We start from the raw sequence: 15,349 nt of genomic DNA on the forward strand, positions 1-15,349 counted from the left end.
CGGGACGCGGATCGCGTCCCGGCCCCCTCGCGTTCCCCCTCGCCTCCGGTGGCGGTCGTGCCGGGGTGGAGGGCGGGTTGTCCCTCCCGCACTCGGGCGATTAGGGTCAATGGGCCTTGGTGTACGGGAAACCGGTGCGAAACCGGTGCGGCCCTCGCCACTGTGATCGGGAAGTCCGGCTCCACTCCTCGCGGAAGCCACTGGGCTGCCGCGGTTGACCACCGCGCCGGCCCGGGAAGGCGGGGTCCGGGCATCAGCACCCGTGAGCCAGGAGACCGACCAGGGTGCGTCGTCCATCCACGAGGTGCTGGAGAGGTCTCCCCACACATGCACATAGCCGAGGGCTTCCTGCCCCCGTTGCACGCCGCCGCCTGGGGCGTGGCGTCCGCCCCCTTCGTCGCGCACGGCGTCCGCGCCCTGACCCGCGAGGTGAAGGAGAACCCCGAGAGCACCCTGCTGCTCGGCGCGTCCGGAGCGTTCACCTTCGTCCTGTCCGCCCTGAAGATCCCCTCGGTGACGGGCAGTTGCTCGCACCCCACGGGCACGGGCCTGGGCGCGATCCTGTTCCGGCCGCCCGTCATGGCGGTACTGGGCACCATCACTCTGCTCTTCCAGGCCCTGCTGCTGGCCCACGGGGGCCTGACGACGCTGGGCGCGAACGTCTTCTCGATGGCGATCGCGGGGCCGTGGGCGGGCTACGCGGCGTACCGGCTGCTGCGCCGGTTCGACCTGCCGCTGATGGTCCCGGTGTTCGTCGGCGCCTTCGTCGCCGACCTGAGCACCTACTGCGTCACCAGCGTGCAGCTGGCGCTGGCCTTCCCGGACCCCTCGTCCGGTTTCGCGGGCGCGCTCGCGAAGTTCGGCGGCATCTTCGCCGTCACCCAGGTGCCTCTCGCGGTGAGCGAGGGCCTGCTGACCGTGCTGGTCGTGCGGCTGCTCGTGCAGTCCAGCAAGGGCGACCTGACGCGGCTCGGGGTGCTCCCCGGCACGGCCGCGCGGGCCGAGGACGACGGGGCGGCCGTCCGATGAGCCGGAACGCGAAGATCAACACGCTGCTCCTCGTCCTGGTCGCCGCGCTGGCGGTGCTGCCGCTCGTGCTGGGGCTGGGCGAGGGCAAGGACGAGCCGTTCACGGGCGCGGACGCGCAGGCCGAGGCGGCGATCACCGAGCTGGAGCCGGACTACGAGCCGTGGTTCGCTCCGCTGTACGAACCGCCGTCCGGCGAGATCGAGTCCGCGTTGTTCGCCCTCCAGGCGGCCCTGGGCGCGGGCGTCCTGGCGTACTACTTCGGGGTGCGCCGGGGCCGCCGGCAGGGCCGGGAGGAGGGCCTCCGGGAAGGCAGGGCGTGGTCCCGGGCGGCGGTGGTGGCCGCGGCCGCCGCGCTGGACGAGGCCGAGGCGAAGACCGCGGCGCGGCCCGGGCCGGCGCCGGGCACGACCGCCGCGCCGGAGGGGTCGGGGGCGGCCGGGGCCGCGCGTGCCGGTGACGACGCGCCCCGCGGGGAGTCGTAGCCGGTGCTCCCCATCGACGCGGCGGCCCACGGCAGCCGCTGGCGCCACCGCCACCCGGCCGAGAAGGCCGTGCTCGGACTCGGCCTGACGGTCGCCGCGGTCTGCCTGCCGCCCTGGCCGGGCGGGCCGCTGGTGTCGGCCGCCGCGCTCGGGGTGCTGCTCGGGCCGGCCGGGGTGGCGCCCCGTCAGCTGTGGCGGGCCTTCCGGGTGCCGCTCGGCTTCTGCGTGACCGGGGCGCTGCCGCTGCTGGTCCGGCTCGGCGGCCCGGACGGCTGGGTCTCGGCGGCCCCGGGCGGCCCGGGTCAGGCCGTGGACCTGCTGCTGCGCACGTCCGCCGCGTCCCTCGGGGTGCTGCTGTTCGCGTTCACCACCCCGGTCTCGGACCTGCTGCCCCGCCTGGTGCGGGCGGGGGTGCCGGCACCCGTGGTGGACGTGGCGCTCGTCATGTACCGGATCGGCTTCCTGCTGCTGGACGCGGTGGCCCGGATCCGGCACGCGCAGGCCGCCCGGCTGGGGCACACCAGCCGGGCGGCGGCCTGGCGTTCGCTGGCCGGGCTGGCCGCCACGGCGTTCGTCCGCGCCTTCGACCGGGCCGCCCGGCTCCAGTCGGGGCTGGCCGGACGCGGGTACGACGGGACGCTGCGCGTCCTGGTCCCGGAGGCGGCGGTGTCGTGGCGCTTCCTGGGCGCCACCGGCGCCCTGCTGGCCGCGGTCGCCGCGGCGACGTACGGACTGAGAGGACTGGGGCTGTGAGGCCGAAGGAGCCGACGGAGCCGGCGGGGACACCGCAGGGCGCGGGGACGCCGCAGGGCGCCGGAGCGGCGCTCGTGCAGCTGGTGGGCGCGGGGTACGCGTACGAGGACGGGCCGGCGGTCCTGGCGGGGCTCGACTTCGCCGTGCCGCGGGGGCGCACGATGGCGCTGCTCGGCCGCAACGGGGCCGGCAAGACCACGCTGATGCGGCTGCTGAGCGGCGGGCTGCGGCCCGGTTCGGGCGAGCTGCGGCTGGACGGCGAGCGGGTGCGGTACGACCGGGCCGGCCTGACCCGGCTGCGCACCTCCGTGCAGCTGGTCACCCAGGACCCCGACGACCAGCTGTTCGCGGCGTCGGTGGGCCAGGACGTGTCGTTCGGGCCGCTGAACCTCGGGCTGCCGGAGCCGGAGGTGCGGGCCCGGGTGGACGAGGCCCTGGCCGCCCTCGACATCACGGCCCTGCGGGACCGCCCCACGCACCTCCTCTCGTACGGGCAGCGCAAGCGGGCGGCGATCGCGGGGGCGGTGGCCATGCGGCCCCGGCTGCTGATCCTGGACGAGCCGACGGCGGGCCTCGACCCGCAGGGCCAGGAGCGGCTGCTGGCGGCGCTGGCCGGGCTGCGGGAGCTGGGCACGACGGTGGTCATGGCCACGCACGACGTGGACCTGGCCCTGCGCTGGGCGGACGACGCGGCGGTGCTGGTGCCGGAGGGGGTGCGTACCGGCCCGGCGCCCGAGCTGCTGGCCGACCCGGACCTGCTGGCCAGGGCGGGTCTGCGGCTGCCCTGGCCGACGGCGGTCACGGCGGTGCTGCGCGAGCGGGGCCTGCTGGCCCCCGACGTCCCGGGCCCGCGCACCCCGGAGGCCCTGGCGGCCTGGTCGGCGGCGAACCGCTGACCGGCGGCGGGCAGCGCGCTCCTAGGATGACCGCATGTCACTGCCGCACGCGATCCTCACCGCACTGCTGGAGAAGCCGTCCTCCGGGCTGGAGCTGACCCGGCGGTTCGACAGGTCGATCGGCTACTTCTGGTCGGCCACCCACCAGCAGATCTACCGCGAGCTGGGGAAGCTGGAGGAGGCGGGGCTGATCCGGGCGCTGCCGACCGAGGTGCCCGCGCGCGGGCAGAAGAAGGAGTTCGAGGTGCTGCCGGCCGGGCGCGAGGAGCTGGTCCGGTGGGTCGGCGAGAGCCAGGACCCCAAGCCGATCCGGGACCCGCTGCTGCTGCGGCTGCGGGCGGCGGGCGTGGTCGGGGTGGCCGGCCTGGCGGCCGAGCTGCGCCGGCACGAGGAGCTGCACCGCGGGCAGCTGGAGGTGTACGAGGCCATCGAGGCGCGGGACTTCCCGCCCGGGCGGCGCACGGCGGACGAGGACCGGCTGCGGCGGCTGGTGCTGCGGGGCGGGATCGAGCTGGAGACGTTCTGGCTGCGGTGGCTCGCGGAGGCGCTGCCGGAGGTCTCGGACATGAGCGCGCCGGGTGAGGAGCGGGCCTAGGGGTGTCCCCCGGGCGGCTCCCCACCCGGCGGCCGGGGTGGCTCTCGACTACTTGTTCAGGGCGGCCCAGAACTCGTCGAAGCTCATCTTGCCGTCGTGGTTGCTGTCCTTGGAGGCGATGACGGCCTCGGCGACCGGGCCGGTCACGAAGGGGTCGCCCATCTCGGCCATGGCGTGCTTGAACTCCTCCGGAGTCACGTAGCCGTCGCCGTCCACGTCGAACCGGCCGAAGGTCTCGCGTGCGCTGTCGATGTCCGCCACTGGGATCCACCCCTTTGCTGGTGCTTGCTGACCGGGCAAGGTTAGCGACCCCTCGCGCGGGCGCGGCACCCAGGGGACGCCCCTACCGGAAGATGCCGGTGTGGCCGAGGGAGTAGCGGCCCGGCTGCGGGTAGACGGCCAGGCCGTGCGGTCCGCCGCCGACCGGGATGCGGGCCAGCTGCCGGCCGGTCCGGGTGTCGACGGCGTACACCTCTCCGTTGTAGCGGCCGGACAGCCACAGCACCTTGCCGTCGGCGGAGACGCCGCCCATGTCGGGGCTGCCGCCGTCGGGCAGGCGCCACTTCTTCGTCAGCCTGTTCTGCGTGAAGTCGAAGATCGAGATGGTGCCCTCGCCGCGGTTGGAGACGTACATCTCCTTCGAGTCGCGGCTCACGTACAGGCCGTGGCAGCCCTTCCCGGTGGGCAGGAGCTTCGGCTCGGTGAACTTCTCGCCGTCCAGCACCCACATGCCGTGCGCCATCATGTCGGCGATGTAGAAGGTCCTGCCGTCCGGGGAGATCTTCACGTCCTGCGGCATCGCGCCCTCGAAGGGGAGCCGCTGCTTGGCGAGGACCTCCATCTTCGCGGTGTCGACCTTGAGGAGTTCCCCGGAGAACTCGCAGGACACGATGAAGTAGCGGCCGTCGGCGGAGAAGTCCGCGTGGTTGACGCCGTAGCAGTCGACGGGGACGGTCTTGGCCACGGCCATGGTGTGCGGGTCCCGGAAGACGAGTTCGCGGTCCATGGAGGCCATGACGACGGCGTACTTCCCGTCGGGCGTGAAGTACAGGTTGTACGGGTCGTGCACCTCGACCGGCGTGCCGGCCTTGCCGGTGGCGGGGTCGATGGGGGTCAGGGTGTGGCCGCGGTTGTTGTTCACCCACAGCGTCTTCAGGTCCCAGGACGGCACGACGTGCTGGGGCTGGACGCCGACCGGGATCGTGTCGATCACCTCGTAGGTGGCCGGGTCGATCACGGACACCGTGTTGGAGGTGGTGTTCGGCACGTAGACCCGGGAGGGGAAGTCCCGGACCACCGGGGAGAGCCGGTTCGGGCGGTCGGCCGCGTACACGTCCCGCGGATCGAGCAGCGGCGGCATGCCCGGCAGCCCGGGTGGGATCTCGGGCACCGCGCGGGGGGCCCGGGCCGCGCCCTGCGTGCCGAGCGCCTCGGGCTCGCCCTTGCCGCCCGTGCCGCAGCCGGCGAGGGCGGCGGAGGCCAGCCCGGCGAGGAGCAGGGCGGCGGCCCGGGCTGTGCGGGAGCGGCGGAAGTGGCGGCGGTGGGAGGTGGTCATGGGGTCAGCAGCTCCGTGGTGGTCACCGCGCGCAGTCCCCTGCGCGTGAGTTCTTCGAGGAGGGCCGGCAGTGCGTCGACCGTGTCCGCATAGCCGAAGTGCAGGCTCACCACCGATCCCGGGCGGACCGTTCCGGTGACGTTGCGGAGGACGGCCGCGGCACCGGGCGAGGTGAAGTCGAGGGAGTCCACGTCGTACGACAGGACGTGCGGGTAGCCGGCCCGGCGGGCCAGCCGCTGGACGAGGGGGCTGGCGTACCGGGCCCGGGAGGGCCGGAACCAGGTGCCGATGGAGCCGGTGAGCCGGCGCAGCCGCTGCGCGCAGCCGTCGATCTCGGCGTACGCCTCGGCCTCAGCCATGGCGTTGACGTCGAGGTGGCGCTGGGTGTGGTTGCCGAGCTCGTGGCCGCCGTCGAGGATCCGGCGGGCCATGGCGGGCTGTTCGTCGAGCCAGCTGCCGACGGCCAGGACCGTGAGCCGGGCGCCGGCCTTCTCTGCCTCGCCGAGCAGGGCCTGGGCGGTGGCCGGGTCGCCGCTGCCGTGGAAGGTGAGGGCGACCTGGGGGCGGCCGTGCGGGCCGTGGGCGATCTGGGCGGGCAGGCCGGGCAGTGCGCGGGGGGCGGGGGCGGTGGCGGCCGGTCGCCCGTCGACGCTGGGGCGGGGGGCGGCGGCCGGCGAGCGGTCGGCGGGCGGGTCCGGCGGCCCGTCGGGGTCCGCGCCGCAGCCGGCGGCGAGGGTCCCGGCGACCGCTGCGGCGGTCGTGCGGAGGAGGGCCCGGCGGTCCGGATGACTAGGCACCCGCCCATTTAAGGGCCGCCACGCCCGAAAGGTAACGATTGACCCAACCCAGGACCTTTGCCGAAGATGACGGATTCGGCGGAGCATCCAGCCTTTGATCAAGGATTCACTCGACCGATGCAATATTTATTCATCGATTACGAGGTGAGTGGCCCATCTCACCTAGGATTTAGGTGGAAACTCTTACTATTTGATCACTTTTGCCCGTTTTGGGACTTTTGCTGGTTGAGGCCTCGTCTGCCATAGTCGGAGGCACGACTTCCCGTTGACCCGAGCGAGGTCGCCCCGCCGCCGGGGACCACACCCCATACAAGGTCCTCGGCGCACTCATGAAGCCCCCGCAGTGCCCCCACCCCACGGCAGCAGGGGGCTTCTGCGTATCCGGAACCGGTCCGGCGGGGACCCGTCAGCCCGGCTGACGGTCGGCCACCCGCATCTCGAACCACGTGACCTTGCCCCGGGGTAACAGGTCCGCCCCCCAGCGGTCGGACAGTTTGTCCACGAGGAACAGCCCGCGACCGCTCTCGTCCAGGTCACCCACCGGCATCAGGCAGGGCAGCCCGCGCGACGGGTCCCGCACCTCCACCCGGATCCAGCCGCGCCGCCGCAGCATCCGCAGCCCGAACGAACGGGCCCCGGTGTGCCGGACCGCGTTGCCGACGAGTTCGGAGACGAGCAGCACCGCGTGCTCGGCCACCTGGGGCGAGAGCCCCCACTGACGGACCACCACGCACTGGGTGAGCCGGCGGGCCGTACCGGCGGACTCCGGGCGGGACGGGAGCGCCACTTCGGCCTCGGTGGGATTGCCGTGCAACTCCAGGGCCCGCAGGCCCTCTTCGTCCTCGAGAGCCGCCGTCAACCGTACGACGGGAGCGCTCTCGCGCTGCCGCGGCTGCTCCACACCCTCCAGGCCCGCCATGCACTCATCATGAACGGTCGAAGCCGTCCGCAAGGCCGTTCCCCGCGAAAACACCCCCTCGGAACGGAGCGTTCCGAGGGGGTGTCCGGCATATTCCAGAGGCAACCTTCACAGGGAGAAACCCACCATGACCTGCGATGACCCACCGTTCCGCGGTCATCACGCAGAGTGGATCTCCACAACTCCTTAAGGTTGCTTTAAGCCGCGGCTAAACCACCCCCAGGGGGGAGTCAGACGAACTTCGCCTTGCCGGGCCCCTCCTCGACGAAGCTGCGCATGCCGATCTCGCGGTCCTCGGTGGCGAACAGCGCGGAGAACCAGTTGCGCTCGATGGTCAGGCCGGTGTCGATGTCGGCCTCCAGGCCGCCGTCCACCGACTCCTTCGCGGCGCGCAGGGCGATGGCCGGACCCTGGGCCAGCTTCGCGGCCCAGGCGTGCGCCTGCTCGTACACCTCGGCGGCCGGCACGACCCGGTCGACCAGGCCGAGGGCGAGCGCCTCGTCGGCCTTGACCATCCGGCCGGTGAAGATGAGGTCCTTGGCCTTGGACGGGCCGATGAGGCGGGAGAGGCGCTGGGTGCCGCCGGCGCCGGGAATCAGGCCGAGCAGGATCTCGGGCTGGCCGAGCTTGGCGTTGTCCGCGGCGATCCGGTAGTCGGCGCACAGGGTCAGCTCGCAGCCGCCGCCCAGCGCGTACCCGGTGATGGCCGCGACCACCGGCTTGGGGATCCGGGCCACCGCGGTGAAGGAGTCCTGCAGCGCACGGGACCGGGCGACCATCGCCGCGTGGTCCATGGTCTGCATCTCCTTGATGTCCGCGCCCGCCGCGAACACCTTCTCACCGCCGTAGAGGACCACGGCCCGGACGTCGTCGCGGGCCGTGGCCTCCTCCGCCAGGGTGCGCAGGGCGTCCTGCGTGGCGATGTCCAGGGCGTTCATCGGCGGGCGGTTCAGCAGGATGGTGCCGACGCCCTCGGAGACTTCGAGAGAGATGGTCATACGGGCAGGTTAGTGCCCGTTAACCGGGGGCGGGCAACCCCCGGCGGGTGTTACGAGGTCCACTCCGACCACGGCATGTTCCAGCCGTTGAGCCCGTTCTCCGGAGCGATCTGCTTGTCCTTGGAGTTCTTCACGACCACGACGTCGCCGATGATCGAGCTGTTGAAGAACCAGGCGGCCGGGATCCCCTTGTCGTAGCCGCCGCGGACGTCCTCCAGGCCGACGCAGCCGTGGCTGACGTTCTCCGAGCCGAAGGTGCTGGACGGGGCCCAGTAGTTGCCGTGCACGAAGGTGCCGGAGTTCGACAGCCGCATGGCGTGCGGGACGTCGTCGATGTCGTACTCGCCGCCGAAGCCGACCGTGGCCCCGTTCATGCGGGTCACCTCGTACTTCTCGCTGATGACCATCTGGCCGTTGTACGTGGTCGTGGCCGGGCCGCCCGCGGTGATCGGGAGGTCCTTGAGGACCTTGCCGTCGCGGACGACGACCATGCGGTGGGTGCTCGCGTCGACCGTGGAGACCTGGGAGCGCCCGATGGTGAACTTCACCGTGCGGGTCTGCTTGCCGTACACGCCGGGCCGGCCCTCGACGCCGTCGAGGTTGAGCTTGACGGTGACCTTGGTGCCGGGCGCCCAGTACTTCTCGGGGCGGAAGTCGAGGCGGTCGTTGCCGAACCAGTGGCCCTCGATCGGCACCGAGGGCTCGGAGGTGACGGTGATGGCCTTCTCGACGCCCTCGGTGTTGGTGATGCCGCGGGTGAAGTTGACCGAGACCGGCATGCCCACGCCGACGGTCGAGCCGTCCTCGGGCGTGTACTGGCCGATGAAGGTGTTCTTGGGCGTCAGCGTCGTGAAGGTGACGTCCTTGGCGGTCTCGTGCCCCGCGCCGTCCGTGGCGACCGCGTGCACCTTGTACTGGGTGGCCGCGCCCAGGTGGCGCACGGGCTCCCAGCTGGCGCCGCCGGCGGCCAGCTTGCCCTCCACGGTGTTGCCCTTGGTGTCGGCGACGGTGACGGTGGTCAGCTTGCCGTTGGCCGCGGTGATCTTCAGGGCGCCGCTGGTGGCGACCTCCTTGGCCCCGTTGGCGGGCGTGATGCTGAGTGTGGCCTGCGAGGCCTCGGTGCCGGCGGCGGGCTTGCCGCCCGGCGCCTTCGCGTCGTCACCGCCCTTGCCGGCCGTGGCTCCGCCGCTGCACGCGGAGGTGAGCAGCAGGGCCGCCCCCAGCGCCAGGGCGGACAGTGCGGTACGGGCGCGGCCGCGTCGCGTGCGCGACTCCCCCGGTATCGGCTGCACGTTCAACTTCGTCTTCTCCCGGAATCCCCTGTCCCCCGCGCGCGTAGTCGCGCGCTTGCGGACAGGAAATCACACGGGAGGGCGACGGTCGGACACGGCCGTGTCACCGTTCCGTCCCAACGCCCCACGTCAGCCCCCTGCGGGGGCGGGCGGAGGCGGGGATTCAGTCGTCCGTGCCGGGCTTGGCGCCCCAGACGTAGACCTGGTCCTCCAACTCCAGGAGGTCCCACAGCGCCTCGGCGTCCTTGAGCGCGAGGTTGACGCAGCCGGCCGAGCCGCCGCCGTCGTACAGGTCGTCGAGGCGGCCGTGGATGGCCTGGCCCTCGTCGAAGAACTGGGAGTAGGGCATGGGCGAGTTGTTGTAGATCGTGGACACGTGGTCCTTGTCGCGCCAGTAGATCTCGTGCCAGCCGAGCCGGGTCTCCTCGGTGTCGCGCCCGCTGCGGACGGGGACCACGTCGAACACGACGTCCTCGCCGTCCTGCACCCACAGGACCTGGCGGTCCAGGTCGACGCAGGTGACCCGGAAGTCCCGGACCGGGCAGCGGCCGTCGGCGTTGGGGTCCTTGCGGGCCTTGAGGACGGTCATGGTGCGGAACGTGACGAGGTCGGCGTAGCCGTCGGCGAGCTCGAGGCCCTGCTTCTCCTGGAAGGCCCGGATGGCCTCGCAGTCGGCGACGGACTGCCGGCCGTCGACGGGGCGGCCGAGGTACTCCTCCATGGGCCGCTGGTACGGGCCGGTGCGCGCGTTGCACGCGGCCCCGGAGGCCGGGCCGGCGGGGCGCGCCGCCGCGGGGGCGGTGGGCGCCGGGCCGGCGGGCGCGGCGCGGACCGCGGGCGCGGCGGCCAGGACGGCGAGGGCGGCCAGTGCGGCGGCCCCCGCGGAGGGGGTGCGCCGGGCACGGGGCGTGCGGGGCACGGAGCTGGGTATCAAGACGACCTCCTGTCCCCCCGTCGGCGTCGGGCTCCCTCCGGCCAGTGTCCGTGGGGAACCCGCCCCGGCGCCTGGGCGGGTACTCCGAAAGGGGGTCGGGCCGGTCGCCGGAAGGGCGTCAGCGCAGGACGTCGTCGTCCCGGTCGCCCTCGCCGCGGCCACCGCCCGTGCCGCCCGCGGCGGGCTCGGCGCGCGCGTTCGTCCGCGGGACCGTGACCCGCACGGGCGGGTACCGGCCGGCGCCGAGCTCGATCGGGCCGGTGACGGGCCGCTTCGGCAGGACGTAGCCGGCGGGGGTGGCGACCTCCTTCACGTAGTAGGCGTTCTCGGTGAGGCCGTGCCAGGCGCAGACGCCGTACGCGTCGGTGGTGCAGGGACCCAGGGCCTCGATGTCCGGGTTGATGCCGCGGGTCTGGAGGCCGGGCGTGGCGTTGTACTCCACCCACAGCTCGAAGACCGCGCCGGCCAGCCGTCGTCCGGTCCTGGCGTCGGTCTTCACCACGCGGATCGTGCCCCGGTAGTCCGGGTGCGCCGGGGTCCGGGCCGCGGTGGCGGGGGCGGCCGGGACCGCGGGGACCGCCGCCCGGGCCGGGGCGGCCGGGGCGGCCAGGGCCGCGGCCACCGCGAGGCCGAGGGTCCAGTTCCTTCGTGTCATCTCTCTCCGTCCGTCCGTCGGCTGGGCGCGGGACGCCCGTGCCAGGGTGGGCGGAGCCCCGGCGGGGGCCGTGGCCGACACTCCCCGCCGGGGCGTTTTCCGATCTGACGATCACTCTGTTGCGGGCCCTCAGGTGACGGCGGAGCCCGCCACCCAGTCGGCCCAGGACAGGTTCCAGCCGCCGAGCCCGTTGTCCGGGGCGACGGTCTTGTCCTCGGAGTTGACCACCTCGACGACGTCCCCGACGAGGGTCCGGTCGAAGAACCAGCCCGCGGGGGTGTCCGAGCCGCCGCCCTTGTCGTCGCGCAGGCCCACGCAGCCGTGGCTGGTGTTGACGGAGCCGAAGGTGTCGGGCGAGGCCCAGTAGTTGCCGTGCAGGAAGGTGCCCGAGGTGGTCAGCCGGATCGCGTGCGGTACGTCGGGGATGTCGTACTCGCCGCCGAAGCCGACGGTGCGGCCGTTCATCCGGGTCACGTCGAACATCTCCATCGCGACCATCTTGCCGTTGTACGTGGTGCGGCCCGGTGCCCCCGCGCTGACGGGCAGGGTGGCCAGCACCCTGCCCTCGCGCCGGACCACCATGGTCTTCTCCTCGGCGTCGACCGTGGAGACCTGGGAGCGGCCGACGGTGAACCGCACCGTCTTGCTCTGGATGCCGTACGAGCCCTTGGCCCCCTGCACGTCCCGCAGCCGCATGGCGACCGTGACCTCGGTACCGGGCTTCCAGTACTGGCGGGGCCGGAAGTCGAGCCGCTCGTCGCCGAACCAGTGGCCGACCACCTCCACCGGCGGGACGGAGGTGACGGTGATGGCCCGCTCGACCTCGGCCCGGTTCTCGATGGAGCGGTTGAAGCTGAAGGAGACGATCATCCCGGTGCCGACGGTGGACCGGTTCTCGGGCTTGAAGTAGCCGATGAAGCGCTCTTCCGGCACGTAGGTGGTGAAGCTGGTGTGCCGGGCCTGGCGCCGGTCGTGGCCGTCGACGGCCACCGCGTCGACGGTGTACTTGGCGGCCAGCGCCAGCTTCCCGGCGGCCGGGTCGGGGCTCCAGCTGAGCCCGTCGGGGGCGATCGTGCCGGGCACCCTCTCCTCCTGGGCGTCCTCGACCTTGGTGACCGTGACCCGCTCCAGCCGCCCCTCCGGCACGCTGACGGTCAGCGGCCCGCCGGCCGGCACGCCCCGGGCGCCGTCGTCGGGCGTGACCCGGATGGCCTCATCGGGGGAGCGGGGTTTGCCGGGCAGCTCCACCGCGATGCCCGGGGCCTCTCCGGAGCCGGAGCAGCCCGCCAGCAGCCCCGCCCACGCCACCACGGCGGCCAAGCCCGCCCATGCCCGCCTCTTCACGTATCTCACGGACAGCCCAACGACCACGCCCCTCCCCTGGAAACGTGAGTCCGGGCTCGGTTCCGGGCATGACAGGGGGAAGGACCAGACGGGGACGGGACGCGGCCGGGACGCCGCGGGCCCGCGTCCCGCCGGTACCCCGAGCCGCGGGAGGCGGGAGAGTGTCGAGCGCAGCGGAGCAGGAGGCGGTCCCGGGCGGGCAGCAGACGGTCCCGGGCGGGCCCGGGACCCCCCGGGCAGAGCGGGTCGGCCACGCGCCCGCCCCGCGCACGAACGGCAGGCGCCCCGCCCGGGCCCTGCCGGGCCCACCGGTGTGGCCCGGGGCGCCGACCCCGCTGGGGGCCCGCTACCGGGTGGGTCCGGACGGCGTGGCGGGCACCAACTTCGCGCTGTGGGCGGGCGGTGGCGCGGAGGCTGTCGAACTGTGCCTGTTCGACGAGCGCGGCGCGGAGACCCGGTGCGCCCTGCCGGAACTCACGCACGAGATCTGGCACGGCTTCGTGCCGGGCGTACGGCCGGGGCAGCGGTACGGGTACCGGGTGCACGGCCGCTGGGACCCGTGGACGGGGGTCCGGTTCAACCCGGCCAAGCTCCTGCTGGACCCGTACGCCCGGGCCGTCGACGGGGACTTCGCCCTGCCGCCGGAGGTGTACGGGCACGTCCGGGACTGGCCCCAGCAGTACATCGCGGACACCGTGCGCGACGACCGGGACTCGGCGCCGTACGTGCCCAAGGGCGTGGTCGTCCACGATGACGACGACTGGGCGGACGACGTGCGCCCGAAGACGCCGTGGGCCGACTCGGTCATCTACGAGCTGCACGTCCGCGGGTTCACGATGCGCCACCCGGACGTCCCCCCGCAGCTGCGCGGCACCTACGCGGGTCTGGCGCACCCGGCGGCGATCGCGCACCTGACCCGGCTCGGGGTCACGGCGGTGGAGCTGCTGCCGGTGCACCAGTTCGCGCACGAGGACCACCTGCTGCGCCGGGGCCTGCGCAACCACTGGGGCTACAACTCGATCGGCTACTTCGCCCCGCACGCCGGCTACGCGGCCTCCGGCACGGCGGGCCAGCAGGTCGGCGAGTTCAAGCAGATGGTGCGGGCGCTGCACGCGGCCGGGATCGAGGTGATCCTCGACGTGGTCTACAACCACACCGCCGAGGCGGGCGAGCTGGGCCCGACGCTGTCCCTGCGCGGGATCGACAACCGGGGCTACTACCGGCTCCAGTCCGACCAGCGCCGGTACGCCGACTACACGGGCTGCGGCAACACCCTGCACGCGGGCCGCCCGCACGTGCTGCGGCTGATCACGGACTCGCTGCGGTACTGGGTGACGGAGATGGGGGTGGACGGCTTCCGCTTCGACCTGGCGGCGGCCCTGGCCCGCTCCATGCACGACGTCGACATGCTCTCCCCCTTCCTCGCGGTGATCGCGCAGGACCCGGTGCTGCGCCGGGTGAAGCTGATCGCCGAGCCGTGGGACGTGGGCTCGGGCGGCTACCAGGTCGGCGCCTTCCCGCCCCTGTGGACGGAGTGGAACGACCGCTACCGGGACGCGGTGCGGGACTTCTGGCGGGGCGCGCTGCCGGACGTACGGGACCTGGGCTACCGGCTGTCGGGCTCCAGCGACCTGTACGCGTGGGGCGGCCGCCGCCCGTACGCGTCGGTGAACTTCGTGACCGCGCACGACGGGTTCACCCTGCGCGACCTCGTCTCGTACGAGCGCAAGCACAACCAGGCCAACGGCGAGGACAACCGGGACGGCACGAACGACAACCGGTCCTGGAACTGCGGGGTCGAGGGCGAGACGGACGACCCGCGGATCGGCGCGCTGCGCCGCCGCCAGCTGCGCAACCTGGTGACCACGCTGCTGATGTCCACGGGCGTGCCGATGCTGGTGGCGGGGGACGAGTTCGGCCGGACCCAGGGCGGCAACAACAACGCGTACTGCCAGGACAACGAGACGGGGTGGGTGGACTGGTCGCTGCGCGACGCGCCGGGCTGGCGGGAGCTGTTCGCGCTGACGGCACGGCTGATCGGGCTGCGCCGGGCCCATCCCGTGCTGCGCCGGCGGGCGTTCTTCGCGGGGCGGCCGCAGCAGCCGGACGGGCTGCGGGACCTGGCGTGGTTCACGCCCGGGGGGACGGAGATGACGGAGTCGGACTGGTACGAACCGAGGTCGGCGCTGGGGCTGTTCCTGTCCGGGCGGGACATCCCGGGGCGGGACGCCCGGGGCCGGAAGGTGACCGACGACAGCTTCCTGGCGCTGCTGCACGCCGGGGACCGGCCGCTGGCGTGGACGCTGCCCGGGGAGCCGTGGGCCCGGACGTACGAGCTGGTGGTGGACACCGCGCGGGAGGACCAGGCGGCCGCGCCGGGGGTGCGCTACCGGGGCGGGCAGCCGCTCACGGTGCCGGCGCGGGCGGTGCTGCTGCTGAAGGTGACGGGGTGACCGGCGGACCGACCGGAGGGGCCGGAGGGGCCGCCGTGCGCGCCGCGGCGCGGCGGTCGAGCCGGCGCAGGGCGGTGCGGCCCCACGTCAGGTTCTCGCGTTCGAAGGCCATCCCCCGCAGCAGGGTGAGGTACGGGCCGACGCGCTCGGCCGTGTCGAAGAACTCGTCCTCGGTGCGCCCGGCGAGCAGCCGCTCGCGCAGCCGCTCGTAGCGGGCGAGCTTGGCTGCGGCCCAGTCCATCCGCTCGCCGATCGCGGCGCGGACGGCGTCGAGGTCGCCGACGTCGGCGCAGGAGACCTTGACCATCAGCTCGTCGCGGATCGCGGTGGGCCGGGCCGGCGGCTCGGCGACGTACGCGCGGACGGCGGCCCGGCCCGCGTCGGTGAGCGCGAACAGCCGCTTGTTGGGGCGGCGCTCCTGCTCGACGACGCGGGCGGTGACGAGGCCGTCGGCCGTCATGCGCTCCAGCTCGCGGTAGAGCTGCTGGGGCGTGGCCATCCAGAAGTTGGCGACGGAGGCGTCGAACTCCTTGGCCAGGTCGTAGCCGGACGCCTCGCCCTCCAGCAGGGCGGCCATCAGGGCGTTGCGCAGTGCCATCCCGCCACGGTAGCGCGGGTCTGGACAGGGCGGGACCACCCTCCCTACC

Annotated in this window: 16 protein-coding genes and 1 riboswitch; of the genes, 6 read left to right on the forward strand and 10 right to left on the reverse strand. The window is 73.5% G+C overall.

The window, feature by feature from the left end; all coding sequences use genetic code 11:
* Window positions 1-100: 100 nt before the first annotated feature.
* A riboswitch (cobalamin riboswitch) is annotated at window positions 101-299 on the forward strand.
* Window positions 300-327: 28 nt separating this feature from the next.
* The 5 genes from IF43_RS0116265 (at window position 328) to IF43_RS0116285 (ending at window position 3,755) form a co-directional block, all read left to right on the forward strand.
* Window positions 328-1,029: an energy-coupling factor ABC transporter permease gene (locus IF43_RS0116265; protein ID WP_030200425.1), complete on the forward strand. Its 702-nt coding sequence runs from the start codon at window positions 328-330 to the stop codon at window positions 1,027-1,029.
* Complete coding sequence (locus tag IF43_RS42730; protein ID WP_030200428.1) at window positions 1,026-1,511, forward strand: energy-coupling factor ABC transporter substrate-binding protein; 486 nt, start codon at window positions 1,026-1,028, stop codon at window positions 1,509-1,511. Before IF43_RS0116265 ends, IF43_RS42730 begins: the two co-directional genes overlap by 4 nt.
* A 3-nt stretch (window positions 1,512-1,514) precedes the next feature.
* Window positions 1,515-2,264: a cobalt ECF transporter T component CbiQ gene (gene cbiQ / locus IF43_RS0116275; protein WP_030200430.1), complete on the forward strand. Its 750-nt coding sequence runs from the start codon at window positions 1,515-1,517 to the stop codon at window positions 2,262-2,264.
* Window positions 2,265-2,338: 74 nt separating this feature from the next.
* The gene (locus tag IF43_RS0116280; RefSeq protein WP_030200431.1) at window positions 2,339-3,160 is read left to right on the forward strand and encodes an energy-coupling factor ABC transporter ATP-binding protein; all 822 of its coding nucleotides are present in this window, start codon (window positions 2,339-2,341) and stop codon (window positions 3,158-3,160) included.
* 34 nt (window positions 3,161-3,194) lie between these two features.
* The gene (locus IF43_RS0116285) at window positions 3,195-3,755 is read left to right on the forward strand and encodes a PadR family transcriptional regulator (RefSeq protein ID WP_030200432.1); all 561 of its coding nucleotides are present in this window, start codon (window positions 3,195-3,197) and stop codon (window positions 3,753-3,755) included.
* 48 nt (window positions 3,756-3,803) lie between these two features.
* On the opposite strand, the gene IF43_RS0116290 is transcribed toward IF43_RS0116285, so the two are convergent.
* From IF43_RS0116290 to IF43_RS0116330, 9 genes are all read right to left on the reverse strand, one after another.
* Window positions 3,804-4,016 (reverse strand): EF-hand domain-containing protein, encoded by a 213-nt coding sequence (locus IF43_RS0116290; RefSeq protein ID WP_030200436.1) that lies wholly within the window; start codon window positions 4,014-4,016, stop codon window positions 3,804-3,806.
* 82 nt (window positions 4,017-4,098) lie between these two features.
* Window positions 4,099-5,310, reverse strand: coding sequence for a PQQ-binding-like beta-propeller repeat protein (locus IF43_RS0116295; RefSeq protein WP_051795422.1), 1,212 nt, complete (start codon window positions 5,308-5,310; stop codon window positions 4,099-4,101).
* On the reverse strand, window positions 5,307-6,107 hold the full coding sequence (locus IF43_RS0116300) for a polysaccharide deacetylase family protein (protein ID WP_030200443.1): 801 nt from the start codon (window positions 6,105-6,107) through the stop codon (window positions 5,307-5,309). The genes IF43_RS0116295 and IF43_RS0116300 overlap by 4 nt, the downstream gene beginning before the upstream one ends.
* 406 nt (window positions 6,108-6,513) lie before the next feature.
* The gene (locus IF43_RS0116305) at window positions 6,514-7,026 is read right to left on the reverse strand and encodes an ATP-binding protein (RefSeq protein WP_030200453.1); all 513 of its coding nucleotides are present in this window, start codon (window positions 7,024-7,026) and stop codon (window positions 6,514-6,516) included.
* A gap of 230 nt (window positions 7,027-7,256) precedes the next feature.
* The gene (locus IF43_RS0116310; protein ID WP_030200455.1) at window positions 7,257-8,024 is read right to left on the reverse strand and encodes an enoyl-CoA hydratase/isomerase family protein; all 768 of its coding nucleotides are present in this window, start codon (window positions 8,022-8,024) and stop codon (window positions 7,257-7,259) included.
* A gap of 50 nt (window positions 8,025-8,074) precedes the next feature.
* Window positions 8,075-9,322: an Ig-like domain-containing protein gene (locus IF43_RS0116315; RefSeq protein WP_051795424.1), complete on the reverse strand. Its 1,248-nt coding sequence runs from the start codon at window positions 9,320-9,322 to the stop codon at window positions 8,075-8,077.
* A 157-nt stretch (window positions 9,323-9,479) separates the two neighbouring features.
* Window positions 9,480-10,250, reverse strand: coding sequence for a L,D-transpeptidase family protein (locus IF43_RS0116320; protein WP_234332201.1), 771 nt, complete (start codon window positions 10,248-10,250; stop codon window positions 9,480-9,482).
* Between the two features lie 118 nt (window positions 10,251-10,368).
* Window positions 10,369-10,905 (reverse strand): prealbumin-like fold domain-containing protein, encoded by a 537-nt coding sequence (locus tag IF43_RS0116325; RefSeq protein WP_158939345.1) that lies wholly within the window; start codon window positions 10,903-10,905, stop codon window positions 10,369-10,371.
* Window positions 10,906-11,034: 129 nt separating this feature from the next.
* On the reverse strand, window positions 11,035-12,258 hold the full coding sequence (locus tag IF43_RS0116330; protein ID WP_030200459.1) for an Ig-like domain-containing protein: 1,224 nt from the start codon (window positions 12,256-12,258) through the stop codon (window positions 11,035-11,037).
* Between the two features lie 152 nt (window positions 12,259-12,410).
* Here IF43_RS0116330 and glgX point away from each other — a divergent pair, with 152 nt between their 5' ends.
* The gene (gene glgX, locus IF43_RS0116335; protein WP_030200466.1) at window positions 12,411-14,702 is read left to right on the forward strand and encodes a glycogen debranching protein GlgX; all 2,292 of its coding nucleotides are present in this window, start codon (window positions 12,411-12,413) and stop codon (window positions 14,700-14,702) included.
* Here the strand turns inward: glgX and IF43_RS0116340 are convergent.
* Window positions 14,656-15,300, reverse strand: a complete 645-nt coding sequence (locus tag IF43_RS0116340; protein ID WP_078910211.1) for a PadR family transcriptional regulator — start codon at window positions 15,298-15,300, stop codon at window positions 14,656-14,658. The genes glgX and IF43_RS0116340 overlap by 47 nt on opposite strands.
* Between the last annotated feature and the right edge of the window lie 49 nt (window positions 15,301-15,349).

This window comes from Streptomyces sp. NRRL S-87, assembly GCF_000719335.1.
Lineage (GTDB): Bacteria > Actinomycetota > Actinomycetes > Streptomycetales > Streptomycetaceae > Streptomyces.